Below are 22,784 nucleotides of genomic sequence, written 5' to 3'. Positions count from 1 at the left end.
GCGTCAGTCCTTCTCTTCCTCGACCGCAGGCGCCGCGAGCGAGCGCAGCAGCAGCACGGGAATCAAGAGCATGAAAACGATCACCTCCTTGTAGTTGGAGGCATAGAAGGACGAGAACGCCTCGACGATGCCGACGACTAGCGCCGCGACGGCGGTGAGGGGGTAGCTGACAAGCCCGCCGATGATCGCGGCGACAAAGCCCTTCAGGCCGATCAGGAAGCCCGAGTCGTAATACAGCGTCGTGATAGGCACGATCATGATGCCCGACAGTGCGCCGATGACGGACGCCAGCAGGAAGGCGATCTGACCGGATAGCGTGGTGCGGATGCCGACGAGCCGGGCACCGAGCCGGTTCACAGCGGTCGCGCGCAGCGCCTTGCCGTAAAGTGTCAACCCAAAGAACAGCCACAGCCCGACGATGAAGGCGATGGTAATGCCATAGACCGTGATGCTCTGGCCGGTGAAGCGCAGCGCACCGCTGGTGAAGGAGCCGGACAGCACGGCAGGTCCGCGCTGGCCTTCGGCGCCGAAGAACAAAAGGCCCAAACCCTGAAGCGCGAGGTGAACGCCCACCGAGGCGATCAACAGCACCAGCACGGAGGTGTGCGCCAGCGGCTGGAATGCGATGCGGTAGAGAAACAGGCCGATCATCGCCACGATCACCAGCGACAGTGCGATGCAGACCGCAACCGGCGGCTTCTGAGCGGCGTAGTAGACGGTCAGCGCCAGCACGATGGCCGGCAGCACGATATTGGTGATGACGCTGCGCAGGATCAGGCGTCCGTGCAGCGCCTTGCGCGCGGCGAACAGGTCGAACGCGAAGGCGCCAATGCCCAGGGCGAGCGCGAGTTTCGCCGTACCCGGCATCTGGCCCGCGGCCAGCGAGGCATAGGTCAGCGCGCCATAGGTGACGAATTCGCCTTGGGGAATGAGGATGACGCGGGTGACGGCGAACACCAGCACCAGCGCCAGGCCGAGCAGCGCATAGATCGCGCCATTGGTGATGCCGTCCTGCAGCAGGAACAGCATGATGGTGGTATTCAAGACCGGACGCTCCCCCTCAAAGATTCAGGACCGGTCCCCTGATTGTGGTGGACGGTCCGCTCACAGCCATTGAACAGCGCTGACGATATTTGATATGGTCCATAACAATTATCAAATATAACATCAAGGGTGGCGAACGATCCTCCCGAACTTAACGGGATTGCGAGCATGAGGCGATGACCGTTTCCAAAACCGCTGAAAAGTCCTCTGAAAAACCCGCCGAGACCGCCAAGGGCCGCAAGGACGCGGCCGACGGGCCTGGTGAAGCCCTCCAGCTCGGCGAGCTCTCGGAGCAGCTCGGCTATGTCCTGAAGCGGGCACAGCTCAAGGTGTTCGAGAACTTCCTGCGCTGCATGGCCTCGCTCCAGCTCACGCCGGCGCAGTTCTCCGTGCTGCTGCTGGTCGAGAAAAACCCCGGCCGTAACCAGACCGAGATCGCCTCCACCCTCGGCATCCTGCGCCCGAATTTCGTGGCGATGCTCGACAATCTCGAGAGCCGCGACCTTTGCGCGCGGATCCGCTCCACCAACGACCGCCGCTCGCACATCTTGGTGCTGACCGACAAGGGCAAGGCCGTGCTGGCCCGCGCCAAGAAGCTCGTCGCCACCAAGCACGAGGCCCGGCTGAACGAGCTGCTCGGGCCGTCCAACCGCGAAGCCCTGCTCGGGATGCTCTCGAAGATCGCCAACGAGTTTTGACGGTTGATTGCCCGGCGACCGGGCATCAAACCCGGAAGCGCGGGCGGGCTGGCGGCGGTTATGCCGCAGAGCGAACCGGTCGGGCATGGCAGGTGTTTTCGCGGACAGGAAATGGCGCTCGATTTCCTCGGCGGGCAACGGAGGGCTGAACAAATAGCCCTGCATTTCCGTGCAGCCCTCCGCTGCGATCCGGTCCCGTTGCTCCTCGCTCTCCACCCCCTCCGCCGTCGTCGTCATGCCCATCCCGCGCGCCAGTGCCGCCACCGCCCGCACGATGCTGAGGGATGCCGCATTGTTTTCCACGCCGCTGACGAAAGACCGGTCGATCTTGATCTTGTCGAAGGGGAAGCATTGCAGATAGGTCAGTGACGAATAGCCGGTGCCGAAATCGTCCATGGCGACCTTGATGCCCAGCGCCCGGAGCTGGTGCAGCGTCGTCAGCGTTCCGTTCCTGTCCTGCAGAAACACGCTTTCCGTGATCTCGATCTCCAGCCGCCGCGGATCGAGGCCGGAGGCCGCCAGCGCGCCGACGATCACCTCCGTCAGGCCCGGCTGGCGGAATTGCACCGCCGAGATGTTGACGGCGACGTGCAGATGGTCCGGCCATCGGCTTGCAGTGCCACAGGCCTGCCGGATCACCCATTCGCCGATCGGCACGATCAGGCCGATCTCTTCCGCAAGCGGGATAAAGCTGTTGGGCGCGACCAGTCCGCGCCGGGGATGTCGCCAGCGGATCAAGGCTTCGAAGCCGCTGATCTCGCCGCCGTCGGTCTTCACGACCGGCTGGTAGTGCAGTTCGAACTGGCCGGCGGCAAGGCCGTTGCGCAGGTCCTGCTCCAGCCCGCGACGGCTTTGCGCTTCTTCGCCCATGGCCGGTTCGAAGAAGCAGTGCATGCCGCGGCCGTCGCTTTTCGCGCGATACAGGGCCAGATCGGCATTGTGCAGGAGTTGCTCGGGCGTCGAGCCGTCGCCAGGCGCAATCGCGATCCCGATGCTCGCGCCCGCAATGGTCTGGTGTCCGTCGAGCCCGAACGGAGCACTCAGCGTCCTGACAACGTCGCGCGCCAGCAGGTCCGCCTCGCTCGAATCGGAAATCGGCGTCTGGAGGATCACGAATTCATCGCCACCCATGCGCGCGACCGTATCGCTGTCGCGCGCGAGCTGCTTGAGGCGGCGGCTGACATCCTGCAGCAGGATGTCGCCGGCCTGGTGGCCCAGGGTGTCGTTGACGGCCTTGAACTTGTCGAGATCGACGTGGTGGATCGCGAACATCCCGCCCTGTTCGAGCGCCTGCTTGAGGCGCTGACCGAGCAGGGCGCGATTGGCGAGGTCCGTCAGCGCGTCGTAGTGCGCCATATGCGCGATCTGCAATTCCGCCTTGCGCTGCTCGGTGATGTCTTCGTGGGTCGCGACCCACCTGAGATCGGGCATCGGTCGGTGCCTGATCTGAAGGTTCGCCCGTTCTGCATCTCGACGATGCTGTCCATGGCCTCGGCTGACATGGCGACATCGGTCCGCCATTTGGCGTATTCCTCCCGCGTCATCGCCGGCACGCTGCCGACCTCGTAGCGTAGGTCGAGGATCTCCTGGAGCGGCGTGCCCGGACGAACGCGGTCGGGCGGCAGGCCGTACATCTCGATAAAGTGCGTGTTGCAGACCACCAGCCGATGGTCGGCGCTGAAGAAGCAGAGTCCGTGCGACATGTTGTTGATCGCGATGTCGAACTGAAAATTGCGCTCCTGCAACCGCCGACTGAGCTCTTCGCGCTCTGTAATGTCCTCGTGCGTCGCCATGCCGCCGCCGTCGGGCAGGGGATGAATGGTGTAGGCGATGATTCGTCCGTCGGCGAATTGCTGGACCGTCTGCTCACTGACGACCGAACCCTCGGTGCGGGCACGGACATAGGCGCCGGCTTCTCCGCCGATGCTCAGGCCCAGTTTGAGCCGATGCTCGATCAGGTCCTTGATCGGCGTGCCCGGGTGCACCTGGTCGGGCGAGAGCGCGTACATCTCGCGGTAGATCAGCCCGACAATTCGCCCAATTTCGCGACATGTTCCTGAAACTGCGGCGAACGCGAGGTTAAGGGCGGCGATGCCCGCCCCCTGGAAAAGAGGACACCGACGAGAATTCAGAGATCGTTAACCATGTCGTCCGCCGAACCGCGCGGGGCGCCGGCGGGATGGCGATGCCACCGTGTCAGTCGACCAGGATTACCCTGATGTCGTTCACATTGGTCAGCGTGGGCCCCGGCAGCAACAGGTCGCCCGTCGCCTCGAAGAACGTGGTCGCGTCGTTGTTGTCGAGATAGGCCTGCGGCTGCAGCCGCTGCGCCGCCATCTTCGCGAACGTCGCCGCGTCGATCAGCGCGCCGGCGGGATCAGTGGGATTGCCGGCACCGCCATCGGCGCCGTCGGTGTCGCCGGCGAGCGCGGAGATGTCAGGCGTGTCCTTCAAGAGGCCGGCGAGCGCCAGCGCGTATTCCTGGTTCGGGCCGCCGCGGCCATTGCCGCGCACGGTGACCGTGAGCTCGCCGCCGGAGAGGATCGCGACACGCTTGCCCTGCGCGCGGGCCTGAAGCGCCAGCCTGGCGTGATCGGCGGCAACGTCGCGGGCCTCCCCTTCGAGGTCGGCGCCGAGATCGATCGTCTCGTAACCGGCCTCATGCGCGAGTTTGACCGCAGCGTCGAGCGATTGCTTCGGACGTGCGATCAATTCGAAATGCGCGCGCGCGAAGGCGGCATCACCGGGCTTGCAGCTCTCGTTGGCGGGGTCGTCCAGCGCGCGGCGGACGGCATCGTCGATGTCGAGCTTGTACCTGGCGACGATGGCGCGCGCATCATTGAGCGTGGTCGGATCGGGCACGGTCGGACCGGAGGCGATTGCGGAGGGATCGTCATGCGGCACGTCGGAAATCGCAAGCGTCACGATCTCGGCGGCATTTTTGCCGGCGCGCGCCAGCCGCCCGCCCTTGATCCGCGACAGATGCTTGCGCACGACATTCATCTCGCCGATCGGCGCGCCGGAGCGGAGCAGCGCCTTGTTGACCGCCTGCTTCTGCCCGAAGCTGATGCCGTTGACGGGCGCGATCCAGTTCGCCGAGCCGCCGCCGGTGAGCAGCACCAAGAGCAGATCGTCCGGCCCGGCCTCGGCCGCGAGCGCCAGCGTGTCGGCCGCGCCCTTCAGGCCGGCTTCGTCGGGCACGGGATGACCGGCCTCGACCACGCGGATGCGGCGCGTCGGCACGCCGTAGCCGTGACGCGTGGTGGCGATGCCGACGAGGCGTTCCGGTGCGAGCCCGAGCGTGTCGAGATAATGCCGCTCGGCGGCGGCGGCCATCGCGGCCGCGCCCTTGCCGGCGGCGAGACAGATCACGCGTCCCTTTGGCGCGGGCCGCAGGTGCGGCGCCAGAATTGTGCTCGGATGAGCGGCGGCAACGGCGGCGTCGTAGAGCGCGCGGAGCAGGGGGCGTCGGTCGGTCATGACGAAGGGCCTTGAGCGGACAGGAAAGACTGGCGGCGAACGCGCCGCTCACCTGCCTACCGCATCATGCGCCAAAGCGTAAGCCGGCTTTGCCATCATTCGATTGTGCAATCGCGTGATCATAATCGCCGCGCAAGCAAAAACCCCCTGCGATGGTTCGCAGGGGGTTTCCGTCGTCGCGTCCTTGATGGGGCTAACCGCCGACGTCGGCGCTGATCACGTCTCCGAACAGCTCAAACTTCTCGCCTTTGAACTTCTCGAGTTGAAGCTGGCTGATCGGCGCGAAATCGGTCGGCGAGGTGTTGATCTTCACGCCCGGCAGCAGGGCCTCGGTGCGGAAGTCCTTCAGATTCGCCGCTTGCTTCATGACGTTCTCGCGCGTGAGATCGTCACCGCACTGCTTCAAGACCTGAACCAGGGTCTGGGCCACGGCATAGCCGACGATCGTGCCCTTATCGAGCTTGTCGCCCTCGGGGAAGTATTTGGTCATGAAGGCGAGAAAGTCCTTCATGCCGGCATCATTGGCCCACTGCGGATCCGATACGTCCTTCAGATAATCGGCCGAGATGATGTCCTGGCCGTTCTCGAAGCCGGCAGGCTTCATCACGCTGCCGACGGAGGCAGAGACGTTGTTGAGGAAGTGCAGCGGCTTCCAGCCGATCTCGGCGTTCTTCTTGATCGCCTGGGCTGCGAATTTCGGCGTCGTGATGTTCATGAAGACGTCGGCGCCGGTCGACTTCAGCTTGACGATGTGGTTGTCGATGGTCGGTTCGGAGGTCTCGTAGCTCTCCTCCACGACGATCATCGACGCGGCTTTGGCGCCGAGGCCGTCCTTCAGGCCCTTGAGATAATCCTTGCCGTAATCATCGTTCTGGAACAGCACGGCGATCTTGGCGTCGGGCTTGTTCTTCAGCAGCCACTTCGCGTAGATCTGCGTCTCGCTCTGGTAGTTGGGCTGCCACCCCATGGTCCAGGGGAAGTTCTGCGGATCGTTCCACTTGGTGGCGCCGGTGGCGACGAAGAGCTGCGGCACCTTCTTCGAGTTCATGTATTTGTGGATCGCCGAGTTCGGCGGCGTGCCGAGCGAGTTGAAGATGAACAGCACCTCGTCGCTCTCGACCAGCTTGCGCGCCTGCTCCACCGTTTTCGGCGGCGAGTAGGCGTCGTCGTAGCTGATGAAGTTGATCTTGCGACCGTTGATGCCGCCTTCGTCGTTGATCTTCTTGAAATAGGCGGCTTCGGTCCGTCCGATGATGCCGTAGGCGGAGGCCGGTCCGCTGTAAGGCATGATGTTGCCGACCTTGATCTCGGTATCGGTCGCGCCGGTGTCGTATTTCTTCTGGGCCGATGCAGTGGAGGCCGAGGCCGCAATGAGCGCGAGCGCCAGTGACGCGGCCGCAAGTTTGCCGGTGACAGCGGGCATTCCTATCTCCCTATTTTCTTGGTGTGTGTGCGTCCCTTTTCTTGTGTTGCCTGTTTTTGGTGACGCAGCCGCAATTCAATACGATTTACCTGATGCCTACAACAGAAAGCCCCTGCGGCGGGGTCGCGGGGGCTGCTTCTTTAGTAGTCAGGGGCGGCCGCGCGCTCGTGTGCGACTGCGAGAAGAGGCATCCGCTTGAGTTGATGAACCGATCAGGAGCGAGTTTGAGTTGCGCGGCTTCAGTGGTCGAGCTCGCTCGAGATCACGTCCCCGAACAGCTCCCACTTCTTGCCCTTGAAGCGCATCATCTGGAGCTGCTCGATCGGGGCGAAATCGTCGGCTGCGGTGTTGATCTTGATGCCTGGCAACAGCGTGTCGGGCTGGAAATCCTTCAAGGAGGCGGCCTGCTTCATGACGTTGTCGCGGGTGAGGTCGTCACCGCACATTTGCAGCACCTTCACCATGGTCTGCGCGGCGGCATAGCCGAACACCACGCCGGCATCGAGCTTGTTGGCCTTGGGATCGTATTTGGCGAGGAAGTTGTAGAATTTCTTCATGCCGTCATCGGCATTCCATTGCGGGTCGGAGGCGTCCTTGGTGTAGCTCGCCGACAGGATCCCTTGCGAGATCTCGAGCCCCGCCGGCTCGAGTACGCCGCCGACCGAGGCCGAGACGTTGGAGATGATGTGGACCGGATGCCAGCCGATCTCGGCCGCCTTCTTGATCGCCTGCGCTGCAAATTTCGGGGTGGTGATGCTGACGAAAATGTCGGCGCCGGAGGCCTTCAATTTCACAACGTGCTCGTCGATTGCCGGCTCCGACGTGTCGTAACCGTCTTCCAGCACGATCATCGAGGCCTTGGGTCCAAGGCCATCCTTCAGCCCTTTCAGGTAGTCCTTGCCGAAATCGTCGTTCTGATAGAGCACGCCGATCTTGCCGTCCGGCTTCTCCTTCATGATGTATTTGGCGTAGATGCGCGCCTCGCTGGCGTAGCTCGGCTGCCAGCCCATGGTCCAGGGATATTGCTTCGGATCGTTCCACTTCGAAGCGCCGCTCGCCACGAACAATTGCGGCACCTTCTTCTCGTTCATGTATTTGCGGATGGCGCCGTTGGTGGAGGTGCCGAGCGAGCCGAAGATCAGCAGCACCCCGTCGCTCTCGACCAGCTTGCGGGCCTGCTCCACCGTCTTCGGCGGCGAATAGCCGTCGTCGTAGGAGATGAACTTGATCTTGCGGCCGCCGATGCCGCCCTCGGCATTGATCTTGTTGAAATAGGCTTCCTCGGCCTTGCCGATCGCCGCATAGGCGGAGGCCGGGCCGCTATAGGGCATGATGTTGCCGATTTTGATCTCGGTATCGGAAGCGCCGCTGTCGTATTTCTTCTGCGCCAGGACCGGGCCGCTCATCGCAGTGCACAACGCGAATGCGGCCAGAACGCCCGCAACCTGAAATCGAACGGCAGTCATCTTTCTCCACCCGGAACGGATCGCCGCCGCATTGAACAAGATTGATGCGGGACGTCAACAAAAAGCCCCCGCGATTCGTTCGCGGGGGCTTCTCGATGTGTCGGACTATAGCGTCAGAGCGTCACTCCGTGGCGATGTCGCCGCTGATGATCTCGCCGAAGAGTTCCCACTTCTCGCCCTTGAAACGCTGCATCTGGAGCTGGGCGATCGGGGCGAAGTCGGTTGGGCTGGTGTTGATCTTGACGCCGGGCAGCAGGGTATCCGGTGCGAAATCCTTCAACGAGGCCGCCTGCTTCATGATGTTGGCCCGGGTCAGATCGTCGCCGCACATCTCCAGGACCTTGGCCAGCGTCGACGCCGCGCCGTAGCCGTAGACCATGCTGGTGTCGGACTTGTCGGCACCCGGCATGTACTTGTCGACGAACTCGTTCCACTTCTTCATGCCGGGGTCGTTGGCCCACTGCGGGTCCGTGGAGTCCTTGGCATAGGCCGCCGACAGCACGCCCTGCGAGGCCTCGAAGCCGGCCGGCTTCATCACGCTGCCGACCGAGATCGACACGTTGGTGAGGATCTGCAGCGGCTTCCAGCTCAGCTCGGCGGTCTTCTTGATGGTCTGGGCCGCGAACTTCGGCGTCGCGTAGATCAGCAGGACGTCGGGATTGGCCGCCTTGATCTTGACGATGTGACCGTCGATCGAGGGTTCGGACACCTCGTAGCTTTCTTCCATGATGATCATGGACGCGCCCTTGGCGCCCAGGCCGTCCTTGGTGCCCTTGAGGTAGTCTTTGCCGAAATCGTCGTTCTGATAGAGGATCGCGATCTTGGCGTCCGGCTTTTCCTTCAACAGCCATTTCGCGTAGATCTGCGCTTCGCTCTGGTAGGACGGCTGCCAGCCCATGGTCCAGGGGAAGTTCTTCGGGTCATTCCACTTGGTGGCGCCGGTGGCGACGAACAGCTGCGGGATCTTCTTGGCGTTGAGGTATTTCTGGATCGCGCTGTTCGAGGGCGTGCCGAGCGGGTTGAACACGACGATCACCTCGTCGCTCTCGACCAGCTTGCGGACCTGCTCGACGGCCTTCGGCGGCGAATAGCCGTCGTCATAGGTGACGAAGTTGATCTTGCGGCCGTTGATGCCGCCCTTGTCGTTGATCATCTTGAAGTAGGCTTCTTCGGTCTTGCCGATGATGCCATAGGCCGAGGCCGGACCGCTATACGGCATGATGTTGCCGATCTTGATCTCGGTATCGGACGCGCCGGTGTCATATTTTTTCTGGGCGAATGCGGCGCCGGAGGTGAGAGTGATGACCGCCGTTGCCGTCACCAGCGCAGCGGTTCGCAGTGTTCTTTCAAAAAACAATTCGGGTCTCCTTAGCTTAATCAACGGGTTGTCAGTTCTTTCTGAGCCGGCCGACGAGTTGCTGGCCCATGATCGCAATCTGCCTCGCGCCGTGCGGCACGAGGTAGATGACGGCGAACAGGAGTACGCCGAACACCGCGCCGGAGAGGCCCTTGGAGATGCCCTCCGCCATGTTCGGCACGAAAATGATGAAGGCGGCGCCGACGAACGAGCCGGGCAGCCAGCCGACGCCACCGACGACCATGCCGAGGAACAGCGAGATCGCCAGCGTGATCGTGTAGCTGTCGGGCGCGACGAACTGCACGGCGATGGCGCCAAGCGAGCCGGCAACGCCGGTGATGCCGGCGGACACGCCGAAGGCCAGCGTCTTGTACAGTGCGACGTTGACGCCCATCGAGGAGGCCGCGATCTCGTTGTCGCGGATCGCCATGAAGGCGCGGCCCGACCGGGAGCGCAGCAGGTTGACCGAGAAGATGTAGATCGCGAGCACGACGGCGAGCGAGAAGTAGTAGAGCCAGGTGTCCTGCGACATAGGCAGCCCGAACGGCGCGTCGGGCTTGGTGACGACGAGGCCCTGCACGCCGCCGGTCCAGTGCTCGAGGAAGTTCAGCTTCAGCAGCTGCGGCATCGCGGTGGCAAGCGCAAAGGTCGCGAGCGCGAGATAGACGCCCGACAGCCGCAGCGCCGGCTTGCCGAACAGGTAGCCGAATGCGAAGCAGACCGCGGCGGAAATCGGAATTGTCAGCGCATAGTTGACGTTGAAGTACTCCATCAGCACCGCCGACGTATAAGCGCCCACGGCGTAGAAGGCGCTCTGGCCGAGCGAGAACTGGCCGGAGCCGCCCGTCAGGATGTTCAAGGCCAGCACCGCGAGCCCGTAGATCAGGAGCATCGTCATCTGGAAGATGATGAAGTTCTTGACGAACACCGGCACGATCAACAGCACCGCCAGCACCAACAGAGAGGTGCCCGTGCCCAGCGTCATCGCCCGCTTCGGAACCGCCTCGACGGCCGGGGCTTCCGTGACGACGTCTTCTGCAGCGCTCATGATCAAACTCGCTTGACGATTTGCCGGCCGAACAGGCCAGCGGGTTTGACGACCAGGACGGAAATGATCAGCGCGAGCGCGATCGGAAGCTTCAGCTCGTTGCCGACGCCGGGAATGTAGGTGCCGGCGAGGTTCTCGAAGACGCCGACCAGGAAGCCGCCGACCACGGCGCCGAACGGGCTGGTCAGTCCGCCGAGCACCGCCGCGGCGAAGCCGTAGATCAGCACGCCGCCCATCATATTGGGCTCGAGGAACACGACCGGTGCGATCAGCATGCCGGCGATCGCACCGATCGCGGACGCCATGCCCCAGCCGAGCGCGATCATCCAGCTCGTGTTGATGCCGACCAGTCGGGCCGATTCAGGCACGGAGGCGGCCGCGCGCATGGCGAGGCCGATCTTGGTGTACTGGAAGAAGAAGTAGAGGCCGAGCAGCAGCAGCACGGTGACGCCGATCATGCCGGCCTGGTGGGTCGAGATCAGCTGGCTGCCGAGGAAGGGCGAGGAGCCGAACGGGGTCGGATACTGCTTAATGGTGAAGTCCCAGATCAGGCCGGCCGAGGAGTTGATGATCGCGAACAGCGCGATAAAGCCGGCGACGTTGGTCAGCACCGGCGCCTTGGCGAGCGGCTTGAACAGGATGCGCTCGATCGCGATGCCGCCGACAAAGGACAATGCCAGCGTGATCACGAAGGCAGCCCAATATGGGATGCCCCATTGCATCAGCTGCCAGGAGATGAAGGTCGAGAACATCGCCATCTCACCCTGGGCGAAGTTGAGATGGTCGATCGCCTGATAGATCATGACCACGGCGAGCGCCATGCAGGCGTAGATCGCGCCCGTGGCGATGCCGGCCAGCACTTGGTTGGTGAACAGCTCCATCGTGCCGGCTCCTCAGTAACCCAGGTAGGATTTGCGGATTTCTTCGTTGTTCGCGATGTCCTTGGCGTTGCCCGACATCACGATGCGCCCGGTCTCGATCACATAGGCCTGGTCGGCGAGCTCCAGCGCGAGCTGGGCGTTCTGCTCGACCACCAGGATCGACACCTTGTCCTCGCGGTTGATCTTGCCGAGGATGCCGAACAGGTCGCGCACCACCAGCGGCGCCAGGCCGAACGAAGGCTCGTCCAGCAGCATCAGCCGCGGCCGCAGCATCAGGGCGCGGGCGACCGCCAGCATCTGCTGCTCGCCGCCCGAGAGCGTGCCGGCCTGTTGGGTATGCCGCTGCTTCAGCACCGGGAAATGCGCATACATGCGCTCGATGTCGGAGACGATGCCGGCGCTGTCCTTGCGGGTGATCGCGCCGAGCTGGAGGTTTTCCTCCACCGTCATGGTGGTGAAGGTGCCGCGGCCCTGCGGCACATGGGCGATGCCGAACCGCACGATGCTCTCGGTGGAGCGGTTGTTCAGCGGCTTGCCGTCGAACTCGATGCCGCCGGTTGAGCGCACCATGTTGCAGATCGCGCGCAGCGTGGTGGTCTTGCCGGCGCCGTTGGCCCCCAGCAACGTGGTCAGCGATCCCTCGCTGAGCGAGAAGGACAGACCGTGGAGGGCCTGGACCTGGCCGTAATAAGCGCGCAGGTCCTTGACGTTGAGCAGCGTCGTCATTGGTCCTTGCTCCCGAGATAGGCCTTGATGACGTCGGGATCCGCCTGCACCTGGGCGGGCGTGCCTTCCGCGAGCTTCTTGCCGAAATTCAGCGCGACGACGTGGTCGGCGATCGACATCACGAGGCCCATGTGATGCTCGACCAGCAGCACGGTCATGTGGCGTTCGTCGCGGATGCGGCGGATGAGGTCGCCGAGCACGTAGACTTCCTCGTGGTTGAGGCCGCCGGCGGGCTCGTCGAGCAGCAGGATCTTCGGATCGGCAGCGAGCGCGCGCGCCAGCTCGACGCGCTTCTGCGTGCCGAACGGCAGGCCCGACACGACGGTGTGGGCGACGTCCTCGAGGTCGAGATAGGCGAGGATCTCGTGCACCTTCTTGTTGACGTCGCTCTCGCTGCGGCGAACCCAGGCCAGCCGCAGCGAGTCGCTGATGATGTCGCTGGAGGTGCGGGCATGGGTGCCGACGCGGACATTGTCCATCACCGACAAATTCGGAAACAGCGCCACGTTCTGGAAGGTGCGGCCGATGCCGATCTCCGCGATCCGGTGCGGCGGGCGCGTCAGGATGCTCGCGCCCTCCATCAGGATGTCGCCGGACGACGGCTGGTAGAGCCGCGAGAGGCAGTTGAAGAGCGTGGTCTTGCCGGCGCCGTTAGGGCCGATCAAGCCGAGGATCTGGCCCTTGTGCATGTCAAAGGACACACCATTGAGCGCGACGATGCCGCCGAACACGACGCTGACGTCGCGAACCGCGAGCAGGGGCGATGTCCCCTGCGCGAGCTGTGCCTGCGTCATCTCGTCTCGCCCACTGTGTTCAGTGAGCGAAGGGGCGATGTGAACCGCTCCCGATGATGACAAAGGCTATCTGATCCCCTCGGCCACACGCGCAACTTTCCCTCCTGATTTCAGCTTTTTGCTGACGTCTTTTTTGGAATGCGGCATCAGACCCCCGAGTGCCGCTTCGATGTTCCTTACCATCGCAAGCAGACGCGGTCCAATGTCGTTGATCAAACGCTCTTCCGTGAAGCGGAATGCGGGCGCGCCGCAATTGAATGCGTAAGGACCGGTTCCGTCGTTGAGTCTGAGCGCGACGCCGGCGGCGCCGATGTCGTCGTGCCAGTCGCCGACCGAAATCGCAAATCCATATTTCGCGACCGTCTCGCCGGAGCGTTCCAACCCGTCGCGCATCTTGGGCCAGCGGCTGCCGTAATGTTCGCGCAAGACACGAGACAGTTCAGCGCGATTGTCTTCGTCGAGTGCCCAGAAATAGGCGCGGCCCATCGCGCTGGTTGCAATCGGCACGCGGGAGCCGACGTCCAGTTGAACGCCAACCGTCTCGCTGCCACGGCTCTGTCCGAAATAGATCATGCTGTGCCGGTCGCGGCCGCCGATGGCGACGGCGCCGCCGGTCGCACGCATCATTTCCTCGCGAAACGGCTCGGACAAATGCCGAACGCCGAGATTGGACAACGCGGCGTAGCCGAGCGCCATCGCGGCCGGCGCAAGCTGATATTTCTCGAAGCGGGGAACCGGCGTCAGATAGCCGAGCTTGGTCAAGGTATAGGTCAGCCGCGAAACGGTCGGCTTGGGCAAATTGGTGCGGGCCGCGATTTCCTGATTGCCAAGAAGTCCGTCGCTGGGCTGGAATGCGCGCAATACGTCAAGTCCGCGGGAAAGCGCGACGACGAAATTCCGATCGGTCGCTGTCTTCTTTCCTGTACGCTTCATCCCTGATCTGCTTCTTGCGCGGAGTCGTTGACAAGCCACGTGCTTCAAAATAACCCTGCCGTCAAGATGCGGAATTAAATTCTGCAGTGCGAAATTGAACAAAGTTACCCCACCAAGGAGGGACACCGTGAGCGAAGTGGTCAAGCTTGAGCGTCATGACGAAGTCGGGATCGTCACGGTCGACAGCCCTCCGGTCAACGCGCTGAGCGCCGCGGTTCGTGGCGGAATTCTGGAGTGCATCAAGGCCGCGGTCGCCGATCCCGCCATCAAGGGCATCGTGCTGACCTGTGCCGGCCGCACCTTCATCGCGGGCGCCGACATCACCGAATTCGGCAAGCCGCCGAAGCCGCCCGCCCTTAACGACGTGCTTTCCGAGATCGAGAATTCACCGAAGCCGGTCGTGGCCGCGATCCACGGCACCGCGCTCGGCGGTGGCCTCGAGGTCGCGCTCGCCTGTCATTTCCGCGTCGCGGTGAAGGAAGCCAAGCTCGGCCTCCCCGAGGTGAAGCTCGGCCTGCTGCCGGGCGCCGGCGGCACCCAGCGCCTGCCGCGCGCGGTTGGACCGGAGCTCGCGGTCAAGATGATCGTCGGCGGTGATCCGATCGGAGCGGCGGAAGCGCTGAAGAACGGTCTGATCGAGGAGATCGTCGAGGGTCCGGCCGCCGGTGGCGAAGCCTTCGTACGAAAGCTGCTGGCTGAAAAGCGTCCGCTGCGCCGCCTGCGTGACGACGACTCCAAGATCGCGGCGGCCAAGGCCGACCGCTCGATCTTCACCAATGCGGTCGCCGCCATGACCAAGAAGTCGCGCGGCCTGGAAGCGCCGTTCGCGGCGGCCGACGCCGTCGGCTACGCCATCGACCTGCCGTTCGACGAAGGTCTGAAGAAGGAGCGCGAGGGCTTCCTGAAGCTCGTCGCCAGCGATCAGTCCAAGGCGCAGCGTTATGCCTTCTTCGCGGAGCGCGAGGCCAGCAAGATCGCCGGCGTTCCTGAAGGGACCAAGCCGCGGCCCGTGAACCGCGTCGCCATCCTCGGCGCCGGCACGATGGGCGGTGGCATCGCGATGTCCTTTGCCAATGCCGGCATTCCCGTCACCCTGATCGAGACAGGCGAGGAGCAGCTCAAGCGCGGCATGGGCATCATGCAGAAGAACTGGGAAGCGACCGCGGCACGGGGCGGCATCCCGGCGGATGCGCCCGCGAAGCGCATGGCGCTGATCAACGGCGTCGTGGGCATCGAGAACGTCGGCGACGCCGACCTCGTCATCGAAGCCGTGTTCGAGACCATGGCAGTGAAAAAGGAAGTGTTCGGCAAGCTCGACCAGTACGTCAAGCCGGGCGCCGTGCTCGCCTCCAACACCTCCTACCTGAACATCGACGAGATCGCGAAGTCGACCAAGCGTCCGCAGGACGTGCTCGGCATGCACTTCTTCTCTCCCGCCAACGTCATGAAATTGTGCGAGATCGTGCGCGCCGACAAGACCGCGCCGGATGCCCTTGTGACGGCGGTCTCGATCGCGCGCAAAATCGCAAAAGTGCCGGCCGTGGTCGGCGTCTGCGACGGCTTTGTCGGCAACCGCATGCTGGCCCAGCGCGGCAAGCAGTCCGAGAAACTGCTGTTCGAAGGCGCGCTTCCGCAGCAGGTCGACGCCGTCGTGACGAAGTTCGGCATGCCGATGGGGCCGTTCGCGATGGGTGACCTCGCCGGCCTCGACATCGGCTGGCGCTCGCGCAAGGACCGCGGCATCAAGTCGGAGATCGCGGATGCGCTCTGCGAAGCCGGACGCTTCGGCCAGAAGACCGGCAAGGGCTATTACAAATACGAAGCCGGCTCCCGTTCGGCGCTGCCCGATCCCGAAGTCGAGAAGCTGATCGACGAGACGCTGCTTCGTTTGGGCCGCAAGAAGCGCGTCGTCAGCGACGATGAGATCCTCGAGCGCATGATGTACCCGATGATCAACGAGGGCGCGAAGATCCTGGAAGAGGGCATTGCCGCGCGCCCGTCCGATATCGACGTGGTCTGGCTCTATGGCTATGGCTGGCCGATCTACCGCGGCGGCCCGATGTTCTGGGCCGACACCGTCGGCCTCAAGCACATCGCCGATCGGCTCTCCTTCTACGCCAAGGAGACCAACGATCCGAGCCTCGAGCCCGCGCCGCTGCTGAAGAAGCTCGCGGCCGAAGGCAAGACCTTCGCCTCGCTCGCGGCGGGCTCGAAAGCGGCGTGATTGGATTGGCGGTGGCTGTGATGTCTCGTCCCGGGCAACGCTCTCTCCGTTCCCTCCCCCGTTGTGGGGGAGGGTCAGGGACGGGGGCAGGCCCGGGCGCCGGCGTTTGTGGCCACCTCCTTCCCCAACCTTTCCCCACAAGGGGGAAGGGAGCCGGTCCGCTTGTGCCCACCTCACACGGTATCGTCGCGGCCGCCTTGCAGAGTAACGACCCCTAATGACCCATCCCGGCGAACAGTTTTATCCCGAGGGCGTGCGCTGGGACGACACCATCGTCCAGGGCACGCTGCCTGATCTGCTGGCAAAAGCCGCCGCCGAGTACGGCCCGCGCACCGCGCTGGAATTCCGCGACCATCCGATTACCTACAGCGAACTCGCCGCGATGGCTGAGCGCGCAGCCGCCGCCTTCCTGCGCGCCGGCTACGGCAAGAACAGTTCGGTCGCGCTGTTCCTCGGCAATACGCCGGACCATCCCGTCAATTTCTTCGGCGCGCTGAAGGCCGGCGCCCGCGTCGCGCATCTCTCACCGCTCGACGGCGAGATCGCGCTGACGCACAAGGTCTCCGATTCCGGTTCGCGCCTGCTCGTCACCTCTAACCTGGCGGCGTTGCTGCCGACCGCGCTGAAATTCCTGGAGAAGGGCCTGATCGACCGCCTGGTGGTCTGCGAGGACGATAATTGGGGTAAGGTCGGCACGCCGCAGGCTGCGATCCCCAGCGATCCCCGCATCGTCACCTTCAAGGCCTTTGTCGAGGGCGCCACCGCGCCGGCAGAGTGGCCGCAAGTGAGCGCCGACGATGTCGCGCTGCTGCAATATACCGGTGGCACCACCGGCTTGCCCAAAGGCGCGATGCTGACCCACGGCAATCTCACCTCGGCCGTGTCGATCTACGACGTCTGGGGCAAGCCGTCGCGCGCGACGCGTGGCGACGTCGTCGAGCGCGTGATCTGCGTGCTGCCGCTGTTCCACATCTATGCGCTCACCGTCGTGCTGCTGTCCTCGCTCAGGCGCGGCAATCTGATCTCGCTGCATCAGCGTTTTGACGTCGAAGCGGTGATGCGCGACATCGAAATCAAGCGCGCAACCTACTTTCCCGGCGTGCCGACGATGTGGATCGCGATCGCAGCCCTTCCCGATCTCGACAAGCGCGATTTCTCCTCGCTGGCGACGATCGGCTCCGGGGGCGCGCCGCTGCCGGTGGAGATCGCGAGTTTCTTCGAGCGCAAAGTCGGCAAGAAGCTCCGCAGCGGCTGGGGCATGACCGAGACCTGCTCGCCCGGCACCGGCCATCCGCCTACAGGTCCCGATAAGCCCGGCTCGATCGGCCTGATGCTGCCCGGCATCGAGCTCGACGTCGTTTCCCTGGACGATCCCTCGAAGGTGCTGCCGCCGGGCGAAGTCGGCGAGATTCGCATCAAGGGCCCGAACGTCACCAAAGGCTACTGGAATAAGCCCGAAGGATCCGCGGAGGCCTTCGTCGACGGCCGCTTCCTCACCGGCGACATCGGCTATGTCGATACCGACGGCTATTTCTTCCTGGTCGACCGCAAGAAGGACATGATCATCTCTGGCGGCTTCAACGTCTATCCGCAGATGATCGAGCAGGCGATCTATACCATACCAGGCGTGCACGAGGTGATCGTGCTCGGTATTCCCGACCAGTACCGCGGCGAGGCCGCCAAAGCCTTCATCAAGCTGAAGACGGATGCAAAGCCGTTCTCGCTCGACGAGCTGCGCGCTCAGCTCGCCGGCAAGCTCGGCAAGCACGAATTGCCGGCGGAGGTCGAATTCGTCCACGATCTGCCGCGCACGCCGGTCGGAAAGCTGTCGCGCCACGAATTGCGCCAGCGGCAGAAACCGTCACAATCCGCCCAACTTGCCACCCGACTTGCATCAGGAGATCGCGCTTGACCGACGCCGTCATCGTTTCCACCGCCCGCACCCCGATCGGGAAGGCCTATCGCGGCGCGCTCAACGCCACCGAGGGCGCAACGCTGCTCGGCCACGCCATCGGCGAGGCCGTCGCGCGCGCCAAGATCGACCCCAAGGAGGTCGAGGACGTCGTGATGGGCGCAGCACTCCAGCAGGGCGCGACCGGCGGCAACATCGCGCGCAAGGCGCTGCTCCGTGCCGGTCTCCCCGTCACCGTCGCCGGCACCACTATCGACCGGCAATGCGCCTCGGGCCTGCAGGCGATCGCGCTCGCCGCGCGTTCGGTGATCTTCGACGGTGTCGAGATCGCGGTCGGCGGTGGCGGCGAGTCCATCTCGCTGGTGCAGAACGACAAGATGAACGGCTTCCACGCGCAGGACCCGGCGCTGCTCGAGATCAAGGGCGAGGTCTACATGCCCATGATCGACACCGCCGAGATCGTCGCCAAGCGCTACGGCATCTCGCGCGAAAAGCAGGACGAATATTCGCTGGAGAGCCAGCGCCGCACCGCCGCGGCGCAGCAGGGCGGAAAGTTCAAGGATGAGCTCGCGCCGATCACCACCAGGATGGCGGTGACCGACAAGGCCACCGGTGCAGTCTCGTTCAAGGACGTCACGCTGTCGCAGGACGAGGGCCCGCGCCCCGAGACCACCGCAGAAGGCCTCGCCGGCCTCAAGGCCGTCCGTGGCGAGGGATTTTCGGTCACCGCCGGCAATGCCAGCCAGCTTTCGGACGGCGCCAGCGCGAGCGTGATCATGAGCGACAAGGAAGCGGCAAAGCGCGGGCTGAACCCGCTCGGCATCTTCCGCGGCTTCGTCTCCGCCGGCTGCGAGCCGGACGAGATGGGCATCGGCCCGGTATTCGCCGTGCCGCGCCTGCTCAAGCGTCATGGCCTGACCGTCGACGACATCGGCCTGTGGGAGCTGAACGAAGCTTTCGCGGTGCAGGTGCTGTATTGCCGCGACAAGCTCGGCATCGACCCCGACAAGATCAATGTCGACGGCGGCGCGATCGCGGTGGGCCATCCCTACGGCATGTCGGGCGCGCGCCTCACCGGCCACGCTCTGATTGAAGGCCGCCGCCGCAAGGCGAAGTACGCGGTCGTCACCATGTGCGTCGGCGGCGGCATGGGCGCGGCGGGGCTTTTCGAGGTGTTGCAGTAGCCGTCGTCCAGTAACCGTCGTCCCGGCGAAAGCCGGGACCCATACTCCGCAGCAGGAGTGTGGCACGCGAACAACAATGGCCTTCGCAAACCAACGAAGGCCGGTGGTTATGGGTCCCGGCCTTCGCCGGGACGACACATTCACAGGAGGATCCGATGGATCTCGCATTCACGAAAGAAGAGCAGGCGTTTCGCGAGGAAGTGCGGTCATTCTTCCGCGACAACGTGCCGCCGGATACGCGGCGCAAGCTGGTCGAGGGCCGCCACCTCTCGAAGGACGAGATGGTGACGTGGTGGCGCATCCTCAACAAGAAGGGCTGGGGCGTCAGCCACTGGCCCAAGCAATATGGCGGCACCGGCTGGACCTCCGTGCAGCACTATATCTTCAACGAGGAGCTGCAGTCCTATCCGGCGCCGCAGCCGCTCGCCTTCGGCGTCAGCATGGTGGGTCCCGTCATCTACACCTTCGGCAATGAAGAGCAGAAGAAGCAGTATCTGCCGCGCATCGCCAATGTCGACGACTGGTGGTGCCAGGGCTTCTCCGAGCCCGGCTCCGGCTCCGACCTCGCCTCGCTGAAGACGAAGGCCGAGCGCAAGGGCGACAAGTGGATCATCAACGGCCAGAAGACCTGGACCACGCTCGCCCAGCACGCCGACATGATCTTCTGCCTCTGCCGCACCGACCCGTCCGCCAAGAAGCAGATGGGCATCTCCTTCATCGTGTTCTCGATGAAGTCGAAGGGCGTCACGGTGCGCCCGATCCAGACCATCGACGGCGGCGCCGAGGTCAACGAGGTGTTCTTCGACGACGTCGAAGTGCCCATCGAGAACCTGATCGGCGAGGAGAACAAGGGCTGGGATTACGCGAAATTCCTGCTCGGCAATGAGCGCACCGGCATCGCGCGGGTCGGCGTCTCCAAGGAGCGGCTCCGCCGCATCCGCGATCTCGCCTCCAAGGTCGAATCCGGCGGCAAGCCGATCATTCAGGACGCGGCCTTCCGCGACAAGCTCGCGGCCTGCGAGATCGAGCTCAAGGCGCTCGAACTCACCCAGCTCCGCGTCGTCGCCGACGAAGGCAAGCACGGCAAAGGCAAGCCCAATCCGGCTTCCTCGGTGCTGAAGATCAAGGGCTCCGAGATCCAGCAGACCACCACCGAGCTGCTGATGGAGGTGATCGGCCCGTTCGCGGCACCCTATGACGTGCACGGCGACGACGGCTCGAACGAAGCCATGGACTGGACCGCCCAGATCGCGCCGAGCTATTTCAACAACCGCAAGGTCTCGATCTACGGCGGCTCCAACGAGATCCAGCGCAACATCATCGCCAAGGCGGTGCTGGGGCTTTGATCGTACACCATCAACACGCACTCACCGTCACGGCCGGGCCTGACCCGGCCATCCACGCCTAGCGCCACGAAAGAACGTGGATGCCCGGCATAAGGCCGGGCATGACGAAATCGATACCGGAGAGCAAAGAACATGGATTTTGATCTGAACGAGGAGCAGCGGCTTCTCAAGGAAAGCATCGACGGCCTCTTGACCGATTCCTACGATTTCGAGAGCCGCAAGAAGTACATGAAGGAGAAGGGCGGCTGGAGCAAAGCGGTCTGGGGCAAGCTCGCCGAGCAGGGCCTGCTCGGTCTGCCCTTCGCGGAGGCCGATGGCGGCTTCGGCGGCGGCGGCGTCGAGACCATGATCGTGATGGAGGCGCTCGGCAAGGCACTGGTGCTCGAGCCTTACCTCGCAACCGTCGTGATCGGCGGCGGCTTCCTGCGCCATGCGGGCAGCGATGCGCAGAAGGCCGCGCATGTACCCGGCATCGTAGACGGCAGCAAGACGCTCGCCTTTGCCCAGCTCGAGAAGAACTCGCGCTACGATCTCTTCGACGTCACCACGACGGCGAAGAAGAAGGGCGACGGTTGGGTCATCGACGGCGAGAAGTTCGTCGTGCTCAACGGCGAGAATGCAGATACCCTCATCGTGACCGCGCGCACTAGGGGCGAGCGCCGCGACAAGAGCGGCATCGGCGTGTTCCTGGTGCCGGCCGACGCCAAGGGCGTCGCCAAGAAGTCGTACCCGACCCAGGACGGCCTGCACGCCGCCGACATCACCTTCACCGGCGTCGAAATCGGTGCCGATGCCGTGCTCGGCAATCCCGACGATTCGCTCACGCTGATCGAGCGTGTGGTCGACGAAGCTCGCATCGCGCTCTGCGCCGAAGCGGTCGGCCTGATGGACGAATCGCTCAAGACCACGGTCGAGTACATCAAGACGCGCAAGCAGTTCGGGGTGCCGATCGGCTCGTTCCAGTCGCTGCAGCACCGCGCCTCTGACATGTTCGTCGCCACCGAGCAGGCGCGATCGATGTCGATGTTCGCGACCATGGCGGGCGATTTCCAGGACGCCAAGGAGCGCAGCAACGCTATTGCCGCGGCCAAGGTGCAGATCGGCAAGTCGCTGAAGTTCGTGGGACAGCAGGCGATCCAGCTCCACGGCGGCATCGGCATGACCATGGAGGCGAAGATCGGCCATTACTTCAAGCGCCTGACCATGATCGAGAACTCGTTCGGCGACACCGACTACCACCAGCGCCGCGTGGCGGACGGTGGCGGGTTGATCTAGCTACAAGGTCGCTGTCATCCCCCGCGCAGGCGGGGGATCCAGTACGCTGCGGCTTCTCGGTTCTAGCCGCGCCGTCTCTGGAATACTGGATCGCCCGGGTAAGCCGGGCGATGACGTCTGAACAAGTGGCCTCAACGGAGCCCAACAACAATGAAGAACACCCCGTTCGATCTCACCGGCAAGGTCGCCGTGGTCACCGGCTCCAGCCGCGGCATCGGCCGCTCCTCCGCCGAGCTGCTCGCAAAGCTCGGCGCCAAAGTGGTGGTCTCCTCGCGCAAGGCCGATGCCTGCAAGGCAGTCGCCGACGGCATCAAGGCGGCCGGCGGCGAGGCCACCGTCATCCCCTGCAACATCGCGCGCAAGCAGGAGGTCGAGGCGCTGATCGCGGGCACGATCAAGCATTACGGCAAGATCGACATCCTCGTCTGCAACGCCGCGGTCAACCCGTATTACGGCCCGCTGCTCGACATCACCGACGAGGCCTTCGACAAGATCATGGGCAGCAACGTCAAGAGCAACATCTGGCTCTCCGCGCTTGCGATCCCGCAGATGGCCGACCGCGGCAACGGCTCAGTCGTCATCATCTCCTCGATCGGGGGCTTGCGCGGTTCGACCGTGATCGGCGCCTACGGCATCTCGAAAGCCGCCGACTTCGCGCTGTGTCGTTCGCTCGCCGGCGAATGGGGCCCGAAAGGCGTCCGCGTCAACTGCATCGCGCCCGGCCTCGTCAAGACCGACTTCGCCCGCGCGCTGTGGGAAGACGAAGCGAATCTGAAACGCCGCACGGCCACCACGCCGCTCCGCCGTATCGGCGAACCCGACGAAATCGCAGGCGCAGTGGCCTACCTCGCCTCCGACGCGTCGAGCTTCATGACGGGACAAACGATCGTCATCGACGGCGGCGTGACCACGGCGGCGCCGTAACTTCTGCTCTACTTGCAATTGTACGCCGGGCGCGCTTCACTTTTCCTCCGCTAGAGGGGGAGGGTCGCT

18 protein-coding genes and 1 pseudogene are annotated in these 22,784 nt (G+C 64.1%); 7 read left to right on the top strand and 12 right to left on the bottom strand.

Annotation, left to right across the window (positions count from 1 at the left end):
• Positions 1 to 3: 3 nt before the first annotated feature.
• Positions 4 to 1,044 (bottom strand): branched-chain amino acid ABC transporter permease, encoded by a 1,041-nt coding sequence (locus IVB07_RS34260; RefSeq protein WP_026233590.1) that lies wholly within the window; start codon positions 1,042 to 1,044, stop codon positions 4 to 6.
• A 176-nt stretch (positions 1,045 to 1,220) separates the two neighbouring features.
• Between IVB07_RS34260 and IVB07_RS34255 the strand changes: the two genes are divergently transcribed.
• Positions 1,221 to 1,742 carry a MarR family transcriptional regulator gene (locus tag IVB07_RS34255; protein WP_007605305.1) on the top strand — a complete coding sequence of 174 codons (522 nt, stop codon included), beginning with the start codon at positions 1,221 to 1,223 and terminating at the stop codon, positions 1,740 to 1,742.
• A 198-nt stretch (positions 1,743 to 1,940) separates the two neighbouring features.
• On the opposite strand, the pseudogene IVB07_RS34250 reads toward IVB07_RS34255, so the two are convergent.
• The 11 genes and pseudogenes from IVB07_RS34250 to IVB07_RS34200 all read right to left on the bottom strand — a co-directional run.
• A pseudogene (locus IVB07_RS34250) lies at positions 1,941 to 3,098 on the bottom strand (EAL domain-containing protein); the annotation flags it as partial.
• Positions 3,077 to 3,751 carry a PAS-domain containing protein gene (locus IVB07_RS34245; protein ID WP_026233591.1) on the bottom strand — a complete coding sequence of 225 codons (675 nt, stop codon included), beginning with the start codon at positions 3,749 to 3,751 and terminating at the stop codon, positions 3,077 to 3,079. The gene IVB07_RS34245 and the pseudogene IVB07_RS34250, both read right to left, overlap by 22 nt.
• Before the next feature lie 187 nt (positions 3,752 to 3,938).
• Entirely contained in the window at positions 3,939 to 5,222 is a 1,284-nt protein-coding gene (locus tag IVB07_RS34240; protein ID WP_018458478.1) for a glycerate kinase, read from the bottom strand.
• 193 nt (positions 5,223 to 5,415) lie between these two features.
• Entirely contained in the window at positions 5,416 to 6,645 is a 1,230-nt protein-coding gene (locus IVB07_RS34235; RefSeq protein ID WP_018458479.1) for an ABC transporter substrate-binding protein, read from the bottom strand.
• A 239-nt stretch (positions 6,646 to 6,884) separates the two neighbouring features.
• Positions 6,885 to 8,111 carry an ABC transporter substrate-binding protein gene (locus IVB07_RS34230; RefSeq protein ID WP_018458480.1) on the bottom strand — a complete coding sequence of 409 codons (1,227 nt, stop codon included), beginning with the start codon at positions 8,109 to 8,111 and terminating at the stop codon, positions 6,885 to 6,887.
• Positions 8,112 to 8,232: 121 nt separating this feature from the next.
• Complete coding sequence (locus IVB07_RS34225) at positions 8,233 to 9,468, bottom strand: ABC transporter substrate-binding protein (protein WP_026233592.1); 1,236 nt, start codon at positions 9,466 to 9,468, stop codon at positions 8,233 to 8,235.
• Between the two features lie 31 nt (positions 9,469 to 9,499).
• Positions 9,500 to 10,516: a branched-chain amino acid ABC transporter permease gene (locus tag IVB07_RS34220; protein ID WP_026233593.1), complete on the bottom strand. Its 1,017-nt coding sequence runs from the start codon at positions 10,514 to 10,516 to the stop codon at positions 9,500 to 9,502.
• 2 nt (positions 10,517 to 10,518) lie between these two features.
• Positions 10,519 to 11,397, bottom strand: coding sequence for a branched-chain amino acid ABC transporter permease (locus IVB07_RS34215; protein ID WP_007599708.1), 879 nt, complete (start codon positions 11,395 to 11,397; stop codon positions 10,519 to 10,521).
• Positions 11,398 to 11,409: 12 nt separating this feature from the next.
• Positions 11,410 to 12,123, bottom strand: coding sequence for an ABC transporter ATP-binding protein (locus IVB07_RS34210; protein WP_007599709.1), 714 nt, complete (start codon positions 12,121 to 12,123; stop codon positions 11,410 to 11,412).
• A complete protein-coding gene (locus IVB07_RS34205; RefSeq protein WP_007599710.1) occupies positions 12,120 to 12,917 on the bottom strand; it encodes an ABC transporter ATP-binding protein in 798 nt (265 codons plus the stop codon). Before IVB07_RS34205 ends, IVB07_RS34210 begins: the two co-directional genes overlap by 4 nt.
• A gap of 66 nt (positions 12,918 to 12,983) precedes the next feature.
• Positions 12,984 to 13,850, bottom strand: a complete 867-nt coding sequence (locus IVB07_RS34200; protein WP_018458483.1) for an IclR family transcriptional regulator — start codon at positions 13,848 to 13,850, stop codon at positions 12,984 to 12,986.
• A gap of 127 nt (positions 13,851 to 13,977) precedes the next feature.
• Between IVB07_RS34200 and IVB07_RS34195 the strand changes: the two genes are divergently transcribed.
• The 6 genes from IVB07_RS34195 (at position 13,978) to IVB07_RS34170 (ending at position 22,715) form a co-directional block, all read left to right on the top strand.
• The gene (locus IVB07_RS34195; RefSeq protein ID WP_247294167.1) at positions 13,978 to 16,074 is read left to right on the top strand and encodes a 3-hydroxyacyl-CoA dehydrogenase NAD-binding domain-containing protein; all 2,097 of its coding nucleotides are present in this window, start codon (positions 13,978 to 13,980) and stop codon (positions 16,072 to 16,074) included.
• A 217-nt stretch (positions 16,075 to 16,291) separates the two neighbouring features.
• Positions 16,292 to 17,986: a dicarboxylate--CoA ligase PimA gene (gene pimA, locus IVB07_RS34190; protein ID WP_018454714.1), complete on the top strand. Its 1,695-nt coding sequence runs from the start codon at positions 16,292 to 16,294 to the stop codon at positions 17,984 to 17,986.
• Positions 17,983 to 19,170 carry an acetyl-CoA C-acyltransferase gene (locus tag IVB07_RS34185; RefSeq protein WP_247294166.1) on the top strand — a complete coding sequence of 396 codons (1,188 nt, stop codon included), beginning with the start codon at positions 17,983 to 17,985 and terminating at the stop codon, positions 19,168 to 19,170. Before pimA ends, IVB07_RS34185 begins: the two co-directional genes overlap by 4 nt.
• A 155-nt stretch (positions 19,171 to 19,325) precedes the next feature.
• Positions 19,326 to 20,516 carry a pimeloyl-CoA dehydrogenase large subunit gene (pimC, locus tag IVB07_RS34180; RefSeq protein ID WP_018454712.1) on the top strand — a complete coding sequence of 397 codons (1,191 nt, stop codon included), beginning with the start codon at positions 19,326 to 19,328 and terminating at the stop codon, positions 20,514 to 20,516.
• Positions 20,517 to 20,648: 132 nt separating this feature from the next.
• The gene (gene pimD / locus IVB07_RS34175; RefSeq protein WP_018454711.1) at positions 20,649 to 21,791 is read left to right on the top strand and encodes a pimeloyl-CoA dehydrogenase small subunit; all 1,143 of its coding nucleotides are present in this window, start codon (positions 20,649 to 20,651) and stop codon (positions 21,789 to 21,791) included.
• 150 nt (positions 21,792 to 21,941) lie between these two features.
• Positions 21,942 to 22,715, top strand: coding sequence for a glucose 1-dehydrogenase (locus tag IVB07_RS34170; RefSeq protein ID WP_085351716.1), 774 nt, complete (start codon positions 21,942 to 21,944; stop codon positions 22,713 to 22,715).
• Positions 22,716 to 22,784: the final 69 nt, after the last annotated feature.

Source organism: Bradyrhizobium sp. 172, from assembly GCF_023101065.1.
GTDB lineage: Bacteria > Pseudomonadota > Alphaproteobacteria > Rhizobiales > Xanthobacteraceae > Bradyrhizobium > Bradyrhizobium canariense_D.
The sequence above is the reverse complement of the archived record's forward strand: the minus strand, read 5'-3'. Positions and strand labels throughout refer to the sequence as shown.